Origin of the sequence: Prosthecobacter sp. (assembly GCF_029946185.1) — a bacterium.
Taxonomy (GTDB): domain Bacteria; phylum Verrucomicrobiota; class Verrucomicrobiia; order Verrucomicrobiales; family Verrucomicrobiaceae; genus Prosthecobacter.
Genome location: NZ_JAQSEA010000153.1, coordinates 19,645 through 36,976, shown reverse-complemented (window position 1 = coordinate 36,976; position 17,332 = coordinate 19,645). Strand labels below are relative to the sequence as shown.

Here is a 17,332-nt window from a genome sequence, read left to right as displayed (position 1 = left end):
TGCTCGGTGCCTTGAACCAAGACTACGGTGCCTCACGCACCAGCAACACCGAGCTGGATGCGCGCATTCGCGGCTATGAACTCGCTTACAAGATGCAAGCCGAGGCACCGCAGGCCGTCGATCTCAGCAAGGAAACCGAGGCCACCAAGCAGCTTTACGGCATGGACAACGAGGCCACTGCTGTGTTTGGCCGCAATTGCCTGCTCGCGCGTCGTCTCGTCGAAAGCGGCGTGCGTTTTATTCAGCTCTACAGCGGCGCTGGCAGCAAATGGGACAGCCACAAGGGCATCGAAGTTAATCACAGCAGGCTCTGCAACGCCGTCGATAAACCCATCGCCGGTCTGCTCGCCGACTTGAAAGCCCGTGGCCTGCTCGACGAAACCCTCGTCATCTGGGGCGGCGAATTTGGCCGCACCCCCATGAGTGAGCAGGGCGATGGCCGCGACCACAACCCCACTGGCTTCACCATGTGGATGGCCGGTGGTGGTGTGAAAGGCGGCCAGACCTACGGTGCCACCGACGACCTCGGCCTCTACGCCGTCGAAGACCGCCTGCATGTGCATGATCTCCATTCGACTATCCTCTACTTGATGGGCCTCGACCACACCAAGCTCATCTACAACCACAAAGGACGCCCCGAACGAATCGACCAAAACGAGGGGCATCCGTTGACCAAGCTGCTGGGTGTTTGAGTATGAGGAAGAATTGATCACGCATGGCGTTTTGCTCTCCCACATCATGCGCCAATCGTTTTTGTTTCTACTGCTCGCCACCACCACTTTCGCGGAAGACATCGTCGTCCGTGACGCGGCGTCGCTCCGCGCTGCGCTCCGCAATTTGAAGTCCGGAACGACGCTGAAAATCGCCCCCGGCGAGTATGCGGGCGGTCAGCAGGTCTTGGGTGTTGAAAAGCTCACCATTGAGGCTCTCGATGAAAAAAATCCGCCCGTTTTCAAAGGCGGAAAGACCGGTTGGCAATTCAGCCGCTGCACTGATCTCACGCTGAAAAATCTCAAGATCAGCGGCCAGACTGAGAATGGCCTCAATCTCGATGACGGCGGGCAGCTTGATAAACCGGTGACTGGAATCACTCTGGATCACATTGAAGTCAGCGACATTGGTCCGCAGGGTAATCACGACGGCATCAAATGCTCTGGTCTCGACCACCTCACGATTCTCGACTGCACCCTCACCGGGTGGGGTGGGCAGGGGATCGACTTTGTTGGGTGCCACCACTCATTGATCACGGGTTGCCACTTCATCGGCAAAGCTGGCTTCACGGCCTCTGCGGGCATTCAACTCAAAGGCGGAACGAGTGATGTAACGGTCGAAAAATGTCATTTCACCAACGCCGGTGAACGCCCTGTCAATGTCGGCGGCTCCACCGGCCTCGCTTACTTTCGACCTCAGGGCGCGAAATACGAGGCTGCACGTCTTATCGTGCGTGGAAACATCATTGAAGGCAGTCCCTGCGCTGCTGCTTTTGTGGGTGTCGATGGCGCGGAGTTCAGCGGCAACACGATCCTCTTTCCCACGAAATGGATCTTCCGTATTCTTCAGGAAACTCGCGCACCAGGATTCGTGCCGTGTCGCAATGTGCTCGTGAAGGGCAACTGCATCAGCTTTCGCCGTTCACAGGTCCAAATCGAAATCAATATCGGTGATGCGACAGCGACGGAAACGTTTCGCTTCGAGAAGAACCACTGGTTCGCCGAGGGCAAGCCATCGGCTTCGAAACCGCAACTCCCCACCGCAGAAATTGAAGGCGTTTACGGCACAGATCCATGCTAGGCAGGTGATTCGCAATCCGTTGATTCAGCACCATGCATCTCCGTTCCATTGCCGTTCTGTTCCCTCTGCTGCTCACTTCTGCTCTGGCCCAAAACGGCCTGCAAAAGGCCGATGTCACACTGACACCCCCCAAGAATCTCAAAACCAAACTCGCGCCGGGTTACACGATTCCCACCGTCGATATCAGCAGTGAAAAGGCACGCCAGGTCATCGTCGATCAGGAGCCAGGCCAGTACCTTGGCCACCCGACGACGCTGCTGCTCGAAGACAATAAGACGATTCTGACCGTCTATCCCAAAGGTCATGGACGCGGAGCCATCGTTTACAAGCGCAGCAATGACGCGGGCCTGACGTGGAGTGATCGCCTGCCAACACCGAAATCATGGGAGACTTCCGTGGAGGTGCCCACGCTACACCGCGTGGTCGATGCGAGTGGCAAAAAACGCATCGTCATGTTCAGCGGTCTGCATCCCATTCGCATGGCCGTCAGCGAAGATGATGGGTCCAACTGGAGCGAGCTGAAACCCATCGGCGACTTCGGCGGCATCGTCGCCATGGGCACGGTGATTGATCTGAAAACGCCGGGTCATTACCTCGCCTTCTTCCATGATGACGGCCGCTACATCCGGGGCGCACCCGCCAAGGCATGGCGCTTCTGGGTTTACACCACGCTTTCCAAAGACGGCGGCCTCACCTGGAGCACACCCGCTCCCATCGCCATGCTGCCGGATGCCAATCTGTGCGAGCCCGGTGCGCTGCGTTCACCGGATGGCAAACAGATCGCCGTGCTGCTGCGCGAAAACTCGCGGAAGTTCAATTCCTTCGTCATCTTCTCGAACGACGAGGGGCAAAGCTGGACGGAGCCGAAAGAACTGCCCGCCGCGCTCACGGGGGACCGCCACGTCGCCAAATACACCCCCGATGGCCGTTTGTTCATCAGCTTCCGCGACACCACACACGTCAGCCCGACCAAAGGCGACTGGGTCGGCTGGGTGGGCAAATACGAGGACATCGTCAACGGCACCGAAGGCCAGTATCGCGTGCGCATCATGGACAACACCAAAGGTGCCGACTGCACCTATCCCGGCATCGAAGTCCTGCCCGATAGCACTATCGTTACCACCACCTACGGCCACTGGACGAAAGGCGAACCTGCTTACGTCATGAGCGTGCGCTTCAAGCTGGCAGAGCTGGATGCGAAAGCCAGCAAGTAGTCGCCAGGATACGAGGCTTCATCTATTCAGGCTGAATTGCTGCGTTTCCATGCCCCGCTTCCGCAACACCTCCTCCACTTCGTTCGTTTAATCACTCCATGCTCACCCTGCTTTCGCGTCAGTCTTCCAGCCGTTGCTGTGACGGTCTTTCCCGTCGTTCGTTCCTTCGTATCGGCGGACTGGGTCTGGGTGGCCTGAGCTTTCCTGACCTCTTGCGTGCTGAATCGGCTCAGGGGCGCGGCAAATCGCAGAAGGCGCTGATCATGGTTTACCTGCCCGGCGGTCCGCCGCATCAGGACATGTATGACATCAAAACGAATGCGCCTTCTGAGGTGCGCAGCGCGTTCTCGCCCATCGCCACCAATGTACCCGGCATCCAGCTCTGCGAGCACCTGCCGCGTATGGCAAAGATGGCTGACAAGCTGACGTTCATCCGCAGCGTCGTGGGGGCCAAGGATCGGCACGAGAGCTTTCAATGCGTGACGGGCCGCCTGAGCAATAACGCACCTCCCGGCGGCTGGCCGGAAATTGGCAGTGTGGTGTCCAAGCTCAAAGGCGGCGCACCCACAGTGCCCGGTTATGTGAACCTTTCGCAGCAGATGAAGCACACGCCTTACAATCAGGGCCGTCCGAGCTTTCTTGGTGTGTCGCATGCCCCCTTCATGCCCTTGGAACGCGGCAAGGAAGACATGTCGCTTAACGGCGTGACCCTGGACCGTTTGGAGAACCGTCGCGGACTGCTCTCCGCCTTCGACAATTTCCGCCGCGAGGCAGATGCCTCTGGCACCATGGCTGGGATCGACGTCTTCAGGGAGCAGGCGATGGGCATCCTGACCTCCTCACGCCTCGTCGAAGCGCTCGACCTTTCCAAAGAGTCACCCAAGATCCGTGAACGGTACGGCAAAGGCACCGACAAGATCCAAGGCGACGCCGCCCCACGGCTCAATGAGCAGTTCCTCCTCGCGCGCCGATTGGTGGAAGCTGGCGTGCGTGTGGTGACACTGAGCTACAGCTTCTGGGACTGGCATGGTGACAATTTCAAGAACGCGAAGGCCAACCTGCCCGACTTTGATCAAGCTATCAGCGCCTTGGTGCAGGACCTGCATGAGCGCGGCATGGACAAAGATGTGACCGTGCTCGCCTGGGGCGAGTTTGGGCGCACACCGCTCATCAATAACAAAGGCGGGCGCGATCACTGGCCGAACGTCTCCTGTGCGCTGCTCGCTGGTGGCGGCATGCAGAATGGGCAGGTCATTGGTGCAACGGATCGTCTCGGCGGTGAGGCCACAGATCGGCCGGTACACTTCCAGGAAATATTCGCCACGCTCTACAACAACCTAGGCATCAATCCGCATACCAGCACGGTGTCGGATTTTTCGGGTCGCCCACATTACCTGGTTGATAACGAATACCTGCCGATCAAGGAGCTGGCGTGAGCCACCTTGTCTGCCGATGAACTCCTCTCTACACCCAGTGCTCTCTGTTCGATGATGACACACCCCAGCCGCCGCCAGTTTCTCTCCACTCTCGCCCTCGGCTCGCTCGCCGCACGCGGCCAGGAAGCCCCCAAGTTTCCACCGACAAGGGTCATCACCAAAGGGCCGGGCTTTCACTGGTTCGGCTACTACGACAAACTCCAGTTCTCGCCGGACAACCGCTTTGTTCTCAGCAACAAGGTCGGCTTTGAGCATCGTTCTCCGACCGCAGATGATGAGATCGAAGTCGGCATGGTCGATCTACAAGAGAAGGACAAGTGGATCCCGCTCGGTAAGACGCGCGCTTGGTGCTGGCAGCAGGGCTGCATGCTCCAATGGATTCCCGGCACCGAGTCGAAGGTGATCTGGAATGATCGTGAAAAAGACCGCTTCGTCAGTCACATCCTCGATGTGAAGACGGGCGAGAAACAGACGCTGCCCAGCCCGATCTACTCTCTGGCTCCAAACGGCAAAGAAGCCGTGAGCTGCGATTTCGCCCGCGTGGCCGACTGCCGCCCCGGCTACGGCTATGCTGGCATCAAGGACCGTTTTTATGATGACATGGCACCCGCAGGCAGCGGCGTCACCCACGTGAATCTCGAAACCGGCGGGGAGAAGCTCATCGTTTCGCATGAGCTGCTATCTAAGACTGGCACGGTGATGGAAAACCACCCCGAATCCAAGCACCATGCCTACCACCTGCTCGTCAGTCCCGATGGCAAACGCTTCATCATGCTGCATCGCTGGACGCAGCCGAAAGGCGGCCATTTGACGCGCCTGATCACTGCCAACATGGACGGTAGCGACCTGCGCATCGTCATTCCCAACGGCTACGCCTCCCACTTCATCTGGCGCGATGCCACGCACATCCTCTCACAGGCCAAGAACTGGCTCGGCAACAAGGAGTGGGGTGACTTCCTCTTTGAAGACAAGGACAGCGGCATCCTCGAAGAGGTCGGTCATGGCGTGCTCGACAGTGGGGGGCACCTGACCTACCTGCATCACAACGAGTGGATTTTGAACGACACCTATGTGAAAGGCGTGCGTCGCATTCAGACTCCTCACTTGTATCACATCGCGACAAAAAGACGCATCGACCTTGGCGAGTTCCATTCACCTCGTGAATACACCGGCGAATGGCGTGTGGACAATCATCCACGCTCAAGCCGCGATGAACGCTTGGTCTGCATCGACGCGCCGCATGGCGGCCAGGGTCGCCAACTGCATCTGATCGACATTCAAGGGCTGATGACTTGAACAAGGCCGCATGTTCGCTGCGTTGATGTAGGCGAACATGAAACACACTCATCTCCTCGCCGCCCTCTTTCTCAGCCTTGTAGGGGCTGTATTCGCTCAGGATACACTCAAGCCGCTCCGCGCTGGCATCATCGGCCTGGATACATCACATGTGCCGGCGTTCACGAAGCTCTTCAACAATCCGAAGGCCGACGGCGATCTCGCAGGCATCAAAATCGTGGTGGGTTATCCCGGGGGCACCGACATGCCAGCCAGCAAGGACCGCGTGGCAAAATTCACTGAGCAGGTGCGCGGCATGGGTGTGGAGATTGTGGATTCCATCCCAAAGCTGCTCGAAAAAGTCGATGTCGTGCTGATTGAGAGCGTCGATGGCCGCATCCATTTGAAAGAGGCGCGTGAGGTCTTCCAATCGGGCAAGCTCGTCTATATCGACAAACCCATTGCAGGAACTCTTCCAGAGGCCATCGCTCTGTTTGAGCTCGCGAAGAAGCATCACGTCAAGACCTGGTCGAGTTCGTCGTCACGTTTCGGTGCCGATCTCATCGCGTTGAAAAACAACGAGGAAATTGGCGACATCCTTGGTGTCACCACTTGGGGGCCGTGTTCCTACCAGAGCGGCACGCCGGACTTGTTTTTCTATGCCATTCACGGCATCGAATCGCTCTTCACGCTCATGGGCACGGGCTGTGAAACCGTTTCACGCAGTAAAGGTACCATGACCGATCAAGTCACTGGCGTGTGGAAGGATGGTCGCATTGGCACCTATCGCGGCATCGTGAAGGGAAAGTCCGAATTCGGTGCCATGGTGTATGGCAGTAAAGGCGTGCGACAGGGGGCCAAAACCATCAGCTATGAGGCGTTGTGCCGCCAGATCGGCAAGTTCTTCCGCACTGGTGAGCCACCGGTGAGCGAAGCCGAAACGATCGAAATTTTCACCTTCATGGAAGCGGCGGACGAAAGCGTCCGTCAGGGCGGCAAGCCCGTCGCGTTGGCTGACGTGCTGGCAAAAGCCAAGGCAGAGGCGGCCAAGCTTGTTCCATAAACGGCCGCCTCCTCCGATGTCCCCGCCCAACACCCGCCGCCACTTTCTCGCCAGCCTTCCTGCCATCGGTTTGATCGCTGCGCATGCCGCTGACGAGCCAGCGTTGCAGGAGATCGTGTTTGGCTCCTGCCTCGACACGCATGATCACCCCATGCTTGATCGCACACTCACCCTGTCGCGTGATCTGTTCATCTTCATGGGGGACAACATCTATGCCGACAAAGGCGGCATCCCGATGATGCAGGAAAAGTACGCGTTGCTCAAAAACAGCCGCTTTTTTCAAGGCGTGAAAAAGAAACCCTTCCTAGCCACTTGGGACGACCACGACTTTGGCCAAAACGACGGCGGCGGTGACTACCCTCACAAAAAGGCGGCGCAGGTCGAGTTCTATAACTGGCTCGACGAACCTGCCGGTTCACCGCGTCGCCAGCAGGAGGGCGTTTATCAGGTGCAGAGTTTTGGGCCGGTCGGCAAGCGCGTGCAGGTGGTCATGCTCGACACCCGCTACTTCCGCAGCCCGCTCAAAAAGGTGCCAAAAGATCAGGCCATGCTCGGTGGCTCCTGCGTGCCCACGGATGATACCAGCACCACCATGCTCGGCGCTGCGCAGTGGCGCTGGCTTGAGCAGGTGCTCCAGCAGCCGGCGGAACTGCGCCTGATTGTTTCCAGCATCCAGTTTTCCCCGGAAGCCCATGGCGGTGAATGCTGGGCCAACATGCCGCACGAGCAGCAGCGGATGATGAAGCTGCTGCAAGGGCAGACGGCGGTGATTTTGAGCGGAGATCGACATTGGTGCGAATTTTCGCACAACGGCGTGTTCGACTTCACCACCAGCTCAATGACGCAGAAGCATCCGCGTGGCACCCCCACGCCGAACAAGAATCGCTGCGTGCCTGCCACCTATCACCTGCCGAACGTCGGCCATCTGCGCATCGACTGGGCCGCTGCCACGCTTGCTGTGAAAGTCCTCGGCGAAGATGGCGTTACGAAGATCGGGCAGACCCTGTCATTCCGCCAATTACAAATCAGCTAGCTCATGCGCATCTTCATTCCACTCGCACTCCTGATCTCCTGCAGCGCTCTCGCTGCGGAGGTGCGTGTGGAATTCAATCGCGACATTCGTCCCATCCTCGCCGCCAAGTGCTACGCCTGCCACGGTCCCGATGAAGACAAACGCGAGGCCGACCTGCGCCTCGATGTGCGTGCCGAGGCCGTAAAGTCAGCCATCAAGCCCGGCAACCCCGACGCCAGCGAACTGTGGAAGCGCATCACTCACACCGATTCTGATAATGTGATGCCGCCGCCTTCCTCACCGAAGCAGCTCACCAAAGCCGAGCGCAATCTTTTCCGCCGCTGGATAGTCGAAGGTGCCGAATATCAAAATCACTGGGCCTTCGAGCCGATCAAGCATCCTGCCGTGCCGAAGTCGGACAGCAAAAATCCCATTGATGCCTTCATCGAAGCTAAACTCCGCACGCACGGCCTCAAGCCCGCGCCTGCCGCCGATCCTATCGCATTGATTCGCCGCGTTTATCTCGATCTCACCGGCCTCCCGCCTGTGCCGGCTGATCTCGCCGTTTTATCCAACTGGTCGGACCAAACCTACGAGCAGATCGTTGACCGCCTCCTCGCTTCACCGAATTTCGGCGAGCGCTGGGCGCGGCACTGGCTGGACATGGCACGCTACGCAGATTCAAACGGCTTCCTTGGCGACGGCCTGCGCCCGAACGCCTATCTGTATCGTGACTGGGTCATTCAGGCCTTCAATACAGATCTCCCGTATGATCAGTTCACCGTCCAGCAAATCGCTGGCGATTTGCTGCCGGATCCCGCGCTTGAGGAGCTCACCGCGACCGGCTTCCACCGCAACGCCGCACTCAACACCGAGGCCGGTGTGGACAAGGAAGAGGCGCGTTACCAAAATATCGTCGATCGCGTCAACACCACCGGGCGTGTCTGGATGGGGCTCACCGTCGGCTGCGCGCAGTGCCACACGCACAAATACGATCCCATCACCATTCGCGATTTCTACAGCTTCTACGCCTTCTTCGACAACACCGAGGACCGGAGCGATGCGAAGAATAAAGCACAGACGCTGGCCGAAGTGAGCAAGGATCGCCGCCAGACTTATGTGCACATGGCGGGCGACTACACACGGCGCGGCCCCGATGTCATTCCCGCCAGCCTGTCTGCGCTGCCGCCGATGACGAAGCCCTTGCTGCCGGAGCCCAACCGCCTCGATCTCGCGCGGTGGCTTGTTTCGCCGCAGCATCCGCTCACCAGCCGCGTCGCGGTGAATCATATCTGGAGCAAGCTCCTCGGCTTTGGCCTCGTGCGCACGCCGGATGACTTCGGCACCGCGGGCGAGTCGCCTTCGCATCCCGAACTGCTCGACTGGCTGGCCACCGAGTTCATGCGCAATGGCTGGAGTCGCAAGCATCTCATCAAGCTCATGGTGATGAGCGCGACCTACCGCCAGTCCTCGGCGCATCGCGAAGACATCGTCGAACTTGATCCGCTGAACTGCCTCCTCGCCCGCCAGAACCGCATCCGTCTAGATGCCGAAATTCTACGTGACTCTGCGCTCGCCGTCAGCGGCTTGCTGAAGCGTACCATCGGCGGCCCCAGCTTCCGCCCGCCACTGCCGGAGGATGTGTTTGATGTCGGTCGATCTTCAAACTGGAAGGTCAGCCCGGGTGATGAAATCTACCGCCGCAGTCTTTATATCATCACCCTGCGCAGCGTTCTGTATCCCACGCTCACCACTTTCGATTCGCCCGATGCCGCAGACGCCTGTGTGCGACGCGAACGCAGCAACACCCCGCTCCAGGCGCTCGCCATGATGAATGATAGCGTCTTCGTCGAAGCCGCGCAGGCGCTCGCCTTGCGTGCGTTGCGGGAAGCTCCTCCGGAGGTTGCCAAACGCTTGCAGCTCCTGTTTGAGCTGACGTTTAATCGCTTGCCGCGCGCGGAAGAACTGCAGCGCCTTGCCGTCTTTCACCGTGAACAGAAATTCCGTGTGAAAAAGGATGGGGCAAAGGCATTGCAGGTCCTTGGCAACATTTCTTCTTCCATCGCCACGTCAGATCAAACGGAGGCCGCCACGCTGATTGCCGTCGCTCGGGTGCTCATGAACCTTGATGAGTTCATCAACCGAGAATAACCCGCGCACACTCAACATTTATGTCTCCTCAGGAACTCATCACCCAAACCCGCCGCGATTTCCTCGCGACGAGTTCCTGTGGCCTGGGCACGCTCGCCCTGGCCTCGCTTCTGCGCCAGGATGGTTTGCTCGCTGCGGAGGCGGACATCCCAGCGAATCCGCTGGGGACACGAATGTCCCATTTCGCGCCGAAGGCGGAGCGCTGCATCTTCATTTTCCTCGAAGGCGGACCGTCGCAGATGGATCTTTTTGATCCAAAGCCGCTGCTCAATAAATACGACGGGCAGCCGCTCCCCGATTCGATCGTGGGAGATGCCAAGTTTGCCTTTCTGCAAAAAGACAGCGCCACGGTGATGGGCACCAGCCGCGTCTTCAAAAAGCACGGCCAGTGCGGCATGGAAATCAGTGATCTCCTGCCGCAAATCGCCACCTGTGCCGACGACATCGCGCTTGTGAGGTCGATGCACACCACGCAGTTCAACCATCTACCCGGCCAGCTCATGCTGAACTGCGGGGAGTCACGGCTCGGCCGCCCCAGCGTGGGTTCGTGGGTGACGTATGGCCTTGGCAATCTCTCGCAGGAGCTGCCATCTTATGTCGTGATGGTCAGCAAGGGGCGGGGCCTGCCCGGTGGCAGTTCCACCTGGTCCAGCGGCTTCCTGCCATCATCCTATTCGGGTGTGATGTTTCGCAACGGTGCCTCTCCAGTGCTAAACCTGAGCAACCCCGATGGCATCACGCCGGACATGCAGTCCGCTAGCATCCGTGCGTTGAATGACCTCAACCGTCTCCAGCACAAACACATCGGTGATCCCGAGATCGCCGCGCGCATCAACAGTTACGAACTCGCCTTCCGCATGCAGAGCGCCGCACCGGATTTGGTCGATCTCAGCGGAGAGTCGCAGGCCACGCTGGATGCCTACGGCGTGAACCGCATCGAGCCGCCCATCAAGAGCAACCTCGGCGGCATCGGCAACTACCAGACCTTTTCGCGGCAGTGTCTGAATGCACGGCGGATGGTGGAGCGCGGCGTGCGCTTCGTGAACATCATCCACGCCTCATGGGATCACCACAGCAACCTCGATCCCCAGCTCGCGCACAACAGCCAGATGGTTGATCAACCCATCGCCGCACTGCTAAAAGACCTGAAGCAGCGCGGTCTGCTCGATACCACGCTTGTCGTCTGGGGCAGCGAATTTGGCCGCACTGCGCTGGGCGAAAATCGTAAAGGCTTCAAAAAAGTCACGGGACGCGATCACCATCCCGCTGCCTTCAGCCTGTGGATGGCGGGTGGCGGCATCAAAGGCGGCCAGGTCCATGGTGAGACGGATGACTTCGCCTGGAACGTCACCCGTGATCCCGTGTCCATCCACGACTTCCACGCCACCATCCTGAACCTCTTCGGCCTCAATCATAACAAGCTCACCTACCGCTTCCAGGGCCTCGACTTCCGCCTCACCGGCGTGAATCCCGCCAAGGTGGTGAAAAGCCTGATCGCGTGATTTGCGGCGGAAAAACTTCCCGGCAGCCCGCGTTCTAGTTGGGTGCCTATTGCGCCCTGTCACCTCCTTATTCTCTCACTCCTGCTTAGCGCCAACGCGCAGGCGGTGGGTCCGGCTGTGATTGACTGGCAGGCTGCACGCCAGCACTGGTCCTTCGTTCCACCCAAAGCGCAGTCATTGCCCAAGGTGAAAGACTCCTCCTGGCCGCGCGAGCGTGTGGATCATTTCATTCTCGCTCAGTTGGAGCAGCGCGATCTCACGCCAGCATCCCCGGCAGATGCGCGCACCCTGATTCGGCGTGTGACCTTGGACCTCACCGGCCTGCCACCCACTCCAGCGGAGGTGGCTGCATTTTTGGCGGATGCACGACCAGATGCCTACGCGCGGCTCGTCGATGGCCTGCTGGGCCGCCGTGCCTTTGGCGAACGACTGGCGAGTATGTGGCTCAATCTCGCCCGCTATGCTGAGGATCAGGCGCATCAGGTGGGAGCCAATTCCTCCCTCAACTACCCCAACGCCTGGCTCTATCGCGACTGGGTCGTCTCCGCGTTCAACTCCGGCCTGCCGTATGATGAGTTCATCAAAAAGCAGCTCGCCGTGGATTTGATCGAGCCGCAAAACAAAGCCGACCTCCCCGCCCTGGGTTTCCTTGGTCTCGGCCACAAACTCTATGCGCGGTCACGGCTCGACGTGCAGGCGGAGGAGTGGGCGGAGAAGGTGGATGCCGTCTCGCAGACCTTTCTCGGCCTCACTGTGGGCTGCGCGCGCTGCCATGACCACAAATTCGACCCCATCACCATGCGTGACTACTATGCGCTGGCCGGGGTCTTCGCCAGCGTGCAGATGGTGAACTTGCGCCCCGATGGCAAGGCGGAGGACAACAAGACGAATTCAGATAAAATGGACTCCGGCACGCTGCACATCGTGCGGGATGAGCCTTCGCGTGATCTACCGGTTTATGATCGTGGCGACATGGACTCGCCCGGCGCCGTCAAAGTGCCGCGTGGTTATTTGCAGGTGCTCAGCAAGGATCAGCCGGTGAATTTCAAACAGGGCAGCGGTCGCGGCGAACTGGCGCAACAGATCGCCAATGCATCCAATCCGCTCACCGCACGCGTGATGGTGAACCGCTTATGGGACATGCTCTTCGGCAAGCCGCTTGCCCGCACCACCAGCAACTTTGGCGTGACTGGTGACAAGCCCACGCATCCGGCCCTGCTCGACGATCTCGCCCTGCGTTTCATGCAAAACGGCTGGTCGGTCAAGCAGCTCATGCGCGAGCTCGTTCTCTCCTCCACCTACCGTCAAAGCAGCCAGGGCAGTGCGGCAAACGCGCAGCTAGATGAGGCAAACGAGAACTTTTGGCACATGCAGCGCCGTCGTTTGAGCATCGAACAGTATCGCGATGCCGTTCTGGCTGTCTCCGGCGATCTGGACACCTCAGGCGGTGCTTCGATCGAGCTTGAGGCCGTGAGTCATCACAAGCGCACTCTCTACTCGAAGATCAGCCGTCGCGAGTTGAACAAGACCCTCATGCTGTTCGACTACCCGGACGCCAACGTTCACGCCGCACGCCGCTCCTCTAGCACCACGCCCACGCAGAAGCTCTTCCTGATTAACAGCGCCTTCATGATCGGTCAGGCCAAGGCGCTGGCTACCCGCATCCAGCACAGCGCAGCCGATGAGGCCTCACGCATTCGCAATACCTACGCCCTGCTGTTTGCCCGCGAACCTCTGGCGGAAGAAGTCGCCGTCGCGCAGGCGTTTTTGCAGGAAACCCCGACCGACAGCACTCTGACCGGCTGGGAACAGCTTGCCCAGGCCTTGCTGGCCACCAATGAAATGCTCTATGTGGACTGACTCAACCTCACCAATGAACCGCCGCGACGCCCTGCAGCGCCTCTCCGCTGGATTCGGCGCGATCGGTCTGGCCGGCATGCTCGGATCACAGGCTCAGGCTGCGGTCAAGCAGCAGGTCACCCCGAAGGCGAAGCGGGTGATCTTCCTGTTCATGAATGGTGCGCCCTCGCACATCGACACCTTTGACCCGAAACCTGCGCTGAAGAAATACGAAGGCCAGCAGCCTTCTGGCAAGCTCTACAAAGCACCCGCCACCAGCGGCTTCATGTCGTCGCCGTTGCAATTCAATCGCTGCGGTCAGAGCGGCATCGAGGTCAGCGAAAGCCTGCCTCGACTTGGCAGCATCATCGACGACTGCTGTGTCATTCGCTCCATGCACACCGACGTGCCCAATCATGAGCCCGCGCTGCTCATGATGAACACCGGCAACATCCAGCCCATCCGTCCGTCGCTCGGTTCCTGGGTGCTGTACGGCCTCGGTAGCGAAAATGAAAATCTGCCCGGTTTCGTCGTGCTGCGGCCCACGCCAAACATCGTGGTCGGCCCGGCGCTGTGGAGCAATTCCTTCCTGCCTGCCGAATTTCAGGCCACCGGTGTCATCACATCCGACATGAACGTGGACAAGCTGATCGCCAATGTGCGCAATCCTCTGCTCAGCAGCACGCAGCAGCGTCGGCAGGTCGATCTCATCCAGCGCTTCAACCAGCTTCATGCCGCACGTCGTGACAACGACTCGGCGCTCGAATCACAGATCAAGTCGATGGAAACCGCCTACCGCATGCAAAGCGCCGCCAGCGAGGCCTTCGACATCAGTCGCGAGCCGCCCAAGATGCGCGAGCTGTATGGCGATACACCCTTTGGCCGCTCCTGCCTTCTCGCGCGCCGTCTGGCGGAGTCCGGCGTGCGCTACATCAGTGTCTATTACACCAGCAACAACAACCAGCCTTGGGACACGCACAGCGACCACTACAAGCGCCACCCCGAACTCTGCGCCGACAGCGACCGCGCCTCTGCCGCGCTCATCAGCGATTTGAAGCAGCGCGGCCTGCTCGATGACACGCTCGTTGTTTGGACCGGCGAGTTTGGGCGCACGCCCTACTCGCAGGAAAACAAAGACAAAAACAAGAAGATCGACCCGATGAAGCGCGGGCGCGACCATCACCACACCGCCTTCAGCACCCTGCTCGCCGGTGGCGGCATCAAGGGCGGTCTGGCGTATGGCGCGTCAGATGAGCTTGGTATGAATGCCGTCGAAAAAAAGGTTCACGTGCACGATCTGCACGCCACCATCCTGCATCAGCTCGGCCTCGATCACGAACAGCTCACCTACCGCTACGCCGGTCGCGACTTCCGCCTCACCGACGTCTATGGTGACGTGGTGACGGACATCCTTGCGTGACGTTCATCAATCCATCATGCGTTCCCTACTTCTCCTCCTCACTTCACTGTCCGTGTCCTTGGCTGCCATGGAACCCCTGGTGTTCATCTCCGCCTTCGCCTCAGGTGACAAAGCTGGCATTCATGCATTCCGCTTCGACTCGCAGTCCGGCGTTCTGCAGCCTTTGCATCGCACCACGGACATCCAAAATCCATTCTTCCTCGCGGTTTCGCCTGACCAACGATTCCTGTATGCGATCAATGCCGAGAAGTTTGGCGGTGCCGAGGACGAGTTGGTGGCGGCATATGCGCTTGAGGGTCGCAGCGGTCAGTTGAAGCGGCTCAATCAGCAGTCTGCGCGTGGAACGGCTTCGTGTTACGTTGATGTGGATGCCACGGGCAAGACCGTGATGGTGGCGAACTACGCATCTGGCAGTGTGGCCTCGCTGCCGGTGAAACCAGACGGCTCGCTGGGAGAAGCTGTCTCTTTCATGCAGCACAGTGGTTCCGGTGCGGATCCACAGCGCCAGAAGGGGCCAAACGCGCACAGCATCGTCGTCAGTCCGGACAATCGCTTTGCTCTCTCTGCCGATCTGGGCATCGACAAAATCCTGGTTTATCAACTCGATGCGGCCACGGCAAAGCTCACTCCGAATGAGGCCCAGCCCTTTGCCAAGATGCAGCCCGGCTCCGGCCCACGTCACATCACATTTCATCCCAACGGCAGCCATGTGTACGTGATCAACGAACTGGCCAATACCGTGACTTGCTTTGATTACGCCGACGCATCCGGCTCCCTCACCGAGCGCCAAACCATCTCCACGCTGCCCACCGGCTTCAGCGGCAAGAGTTACACAGCCGACTTGAAAATCACCCCCGACGGCAAATTTCTGTACGGCACAAATCGCGGTCACGACAGCATCGCCTCCTATCGCATTGGGGATGACGGCAGCCTCACGCTCCTCTCCATCGATCCCAGCCTCGGCAAAGGGCCGCAGAATCTGCTCATCACCCCGGATGGCCAGTGGCTTCTCTGTGCGAACATGCCGGGAAACAATGTGGTCGTGTTTCGGATTGATGCCACGAACGGTAAGATCGTCGCGAATGGCTCTCCCATTGAGATGCCGATGCCATCGTGCATGCGCTGGGTGAAGTGAACGCAGCGCGAATTTCAGTGGCAGAAGCGACATTGGCGGGGCGTATAGTCACGCACCATGCGCAATCTCACCCGCCGTCGCTTCTTCGAAGACTCCCTCATGGCTGCCGCCGTCAGCCTGCCTGTGCCGTTGTTTTCCGCCGACTCCAAACCGGTCAGCGCGAATGATAAAATAACCGCTGCGATCATCGGCTGCGGCATACGGGGCAAGGCGCATGCCAAGGAACTGGCGAAGATTTCCGGCTGCGATGTCGCGTATGTTTGTGACCCGGACCTTGATCGTACGGATGAATTGGGCGCTCTGCTCGTCGAACTGAAGCGGCCGATGCCGAAAAAAGTGCAGGATTTGCGCAAGGTGCTGGAAGACAAATCGGTGGATGTCGTGTTCATCGCCTCGCCGAATCACTGGCACTCCCTGTCGGCGATCTGGGCGATGCAGGCTGGCAAGGATGTGTATGTGGAGAAGCCGGTGAGTCACAACGTCATCGAAGGGCGGCGCATGGTGCAGGCCGCGCGGAAGCTGGGTCGCATCTGCCAGGGCGGCACGCAGAATCGCTCGCGTGGAGCTCTGTCCGAAGCCGTGAAATACATGAGCGAAGGCAAGCTCGGCGAGGTGAAGCTCGCCAAGAGCATCATCTACGGCGGGCGCGGCTCCATCGGTGGCCCCGCCGACTGCGCGATGCCGCCGCGCTGCGATTACGACCTCTGGGCCGGACCTGCGGAGATGCCAAAGCTCACGCGGCCCAAGTTTCACTACGACTGGCATTGGTTCTGGAACACCGGCAGCGGCGAGATCGGCAACAATAACGTCCACTCGCTCGACATCTGCCGCTGGGGCCTCGGTGTGACTGGCCTCGGCCGCAGTGTCTTGAGTTACGGCGGTCGTCTCGGTTACACCGATGTTGCGGAGACGCCGAACTCTCAGGTGGGCATCTTCGATTTCGGCGACAAGACCATCATCTCCGAAACGCGGGGTCTTAAATCAGCGCCGTTTCATCCCACGATCAAGTCCATGTGGTTCTTCTACGGCAGCGAAGGCATCATTGCCGACACGAATCTCTACGATCCAAAAGGCAATCTCATCCGCCCCTTTGAAGGCAAGTCCGAGAATCATTTCGCCAACTTCCTCAACGCCGTGCGCAGCCGCAGGCAGGAGGATCTGAAAGCGGAGATCGAGGAAGGTCATCAAAGCAGCTCGCTCTGCCATATCGCCAACATCTCGTATCGGCTCGGGACGCAGACCTCGGTCAACGACATCGCGAAGCATCTCGGTGACATCAAAGTCCACGATGACGTGCAAGACACGCTGGAGCGCACCCGTCACTACCTCAACGATGCTGGTGTCGATCTGGACAAAACGAAGCTCACGCTCGGCCAGCATCTCCGTGTCGATGGCGGCAAAGAGTCCTTCCTCGAAAATGCCCAAGCCAATGCGCTGCTCGGTCGTGAGTATCGTGCGCCCTTCCTGCTGCCGAAGGAATCCGAAATCTAACCT

The 17,332-nt window shown here is 59.3% G+C and carries 13 protein-coding genes; all 13 read left to right on the top strand.

Annotated features, from left to right (window positions below):
* A partial coding sequence (locus PSV43_RS13405; RefSeq protein ID WP_300197934.1) for a DUF1501 domain-containing protein occupies window positions 1-692 on the top strand: 692 nt, incomplete at its 5' end.
* Window positions 693-738: 46 nt separating this feature from the next.
* Window positions 739-1,791 carry a right-handed parallel beta-helix repeat-containing protein gene (locus tag PSV43_RS13400; protein WP_300197931.1) on the top strand — a complete coding sequence of 351 codons (1,053 nt, stop codon included), beginning with the start codon at window positions 739-741 and terminating at the stop codon, window positions 1,789-1,791.
* A gap of 32 nt (window positions 1,792-1,823) precedes the next feature.
* Complete coding sequence (locus PSV43_RS13395) at window positions 1,824-3,005, top strand: sialidase family protein (RefSeq protein ID WP_300197928.1); 1,182 nt, start codon at window positions 1,824-1,826, stop codon at window positions 3,003-3,005.
* 98 nt (window positions 3,006-3,103) lie between these two features.
* Window positions 3,104-4,441 carry a DUF1501 domain-containing protein gene (locus PSV43_RS13390; protein ID WP_300197925.1) on the top strand — a complete coding sequence of 446 codons (1,338 nt, stop codon included), beginning with the start codon at window positions 3,104-3,106 and terminating at the stop codon, window positions 4,439-4,441.
* Between the two features lie 51 nt (window positions 4,442-4,492).
* Entirely contained in the window at window positions 4,493-5,737 is a 1,245-nt protein-coding gene (locus PSV43_RS13385) for a hypothetical protein (RefSeq protein ID WP_300197922.1), read from the top strand.
* Window positions 5,738-5,774: 37 nt separating this feature from the next.
* The gene (locus PSV43_RS13380) at window positions 5,775-6,779 is read left to right on the top strand and encodes a Gfo/Idh/MocA family oxidoreductase (RefSeq protein WP_300197918.1); all 1,005 of its coding nucleotides are present in this window, start codon (window positions 5,775-5,777) and stop codon (window positions 6,777-6,779) included.
* Between the two features lie 16 nt (window positions 6,780-6,795).
* Window positions 6,796-7,812, top strand: a complete 1,017-nt coding sequence (locus PSV43_RS13375) for an alkaline phosphatase D family protein (protein WP_300197915.1) — start codon at window positions 6,796-6,798, stop codon at window positions 7,810-7,812.
* A 3-nt stretch (window positions 7,813-7,815) separates the two neighbouring features.
* Window positions 7,816-9,942, top strand: coding sequence for a PSD1 and planctomycete cytochrome C domain-containing protein (locus PSV43_RS13370; protein WP_300197911.1), 2,127 nt, complete (start codon window positions 7,816-7,818; stop codon window positions 9,940-9,942).
* A gap of 20 nt (window positions 9,943-9,962) precedes the next feature.
* A complete protein-coding gene (locus tag PSV43_RS13365) occupies window positions 9,963-11,444 on the top strand; it encodes a DUF1501 domain-containing protein (protein WP_300197908.1) in 1,482 nt (493 codons plus the stop codon).
* 42 nt (window positions 11,445-11,486) lie between these two features.
* Complete coding sequence (locus PSV43_RS13360) at window positions 11,487-13,304, top strand: DUF1549 and DUF1553 domain-containing protein (RefSeq protein WP_300197905.1); 1,818 nt, start codon at window positions 11,487-11,489, stop codon at window positions 13,302-13,304.
* 13 nt (window positions 13,305-13,317) lie between these two features.
* The gene (locus tag PSV43_RS13355) at window positions 13,318-14,703 is read left to right on the top strand and encodes a DUF1501 domain-containing protein (RefSeq protein WP_300197902.1); all 1,386 of its coding nucleotides are present in this window, start codon (window positions 13,318-13,320) and stop codon (window positions 14,701-14,703) included.
* A gap of 16 nt (window positions 14,704-14,719) precedes the next feature.
* Window positions 14,720-15,838 (top strand): lactonase family protein, encoded by a 1,119-nt coding sequence (locus PSV43_RS13350; RefSeq protein ID WP_300197900.1) that lies wholly within the window; start codon window positions 14,720-14,722, stop codon window positions 15,836-15,838.
* Between the two features lie 57 nt (window positions 15,839-15,895).
* A complete protein-coding gene (locus PSV43_RS13345; RefSeq protein WP_300197897.1) occupies window positions 15,896-17,329 on the top strand; it encodes a Gfo/Idh/MocA family oxidoreductase in 1,434 nt (477 codons plus the stop codon).
* The last annotated feature ends 3 nt before the right edge of the window (window positions 17,330-17,332 follow it).

Excerpts from the sequence above, each read along its gene's own strand:
- PSV43_RS13395 (WP_300197928.1), top strand. The coding sequence starts at position 1,824 with ATGCATCTCCGTTCCATTGCCGTTCTGTTCCCTCTGCTGCTCACTTCT.
- PSV43_RS13365 (WP_300197908.1), top strand. The coding sequence starts at position 9,963 with ATGTCTCCTCAGGAACTCATCACCCAAACCCGCCGCGATTTCCTCGCG.
- PSV43_RS13385 (WP_300197922.1), top strand. The coding sequence starts at position 4,493 with ATGATGACACACCCCAGCCGCCGCCAGTTTCTCTCCACTCTCGCCCTC.
- PSV43_RS13400 (WP_300197931.1), top strand. The coding sequence starts at position 739 with ATGCGCCAATCGTTTTTGTTTCTACTGCTCGCCACCACCACTTTCGCG.
- PSV43_RS13370 (WP_300197911.1), top strand. The coding sequence starts at position 7,816 with ATGCGCATCTTCATTCCACTCGCACTCCTGATCTCCTGCAGCGCTCTC.
- PSV43_RS13350 (WP_300197900.1), top strand. The coding sequence starts at position 14,720 with ATGCGTTCCCTACTTCTCCTCCTCACTTCACTGTCCGTGTCCTTGGCT.
- PSV43_RS13355 (WP_300197902.1), top strand. The coding sequence starts at position 13,318 with ATGAACCGCCGCGACGCCCTGCAGCGCCTCTCCGCTGGATTCGGCGCG.
- PSV43_RS13375 (WP_300197915.1), top strand. The coding sequence starts at position 6,796 with ATGTCCCCGCCCAACACCCGCCGCCACTTTCTCGCCAGCCTTCCTGCC.
- PSV43_RS13390 (WP_300197925.1), top strand. The coding sequence starts at position 3,104 with ATGCTCACCCTGCTTTCGCGTCAGTCTTCCAGCCGTTGCTGTGACGGT.
- PSV43_RS13380 (WP_300197918.1), top strand. The coding sequence starts at position 5,775 with ATGAAACACACTCATCTCCTCGCCGCCCTCTTTCTCAGCCTTGTAGGG.
- PSV43_RS13345 (WP_300197897.1), top strand. The coding sequence starts at position 15,896 with ATGCGCAATCTCACCCGCCGTCGCTTCTTCGAAGACTCCCTCATGGCT.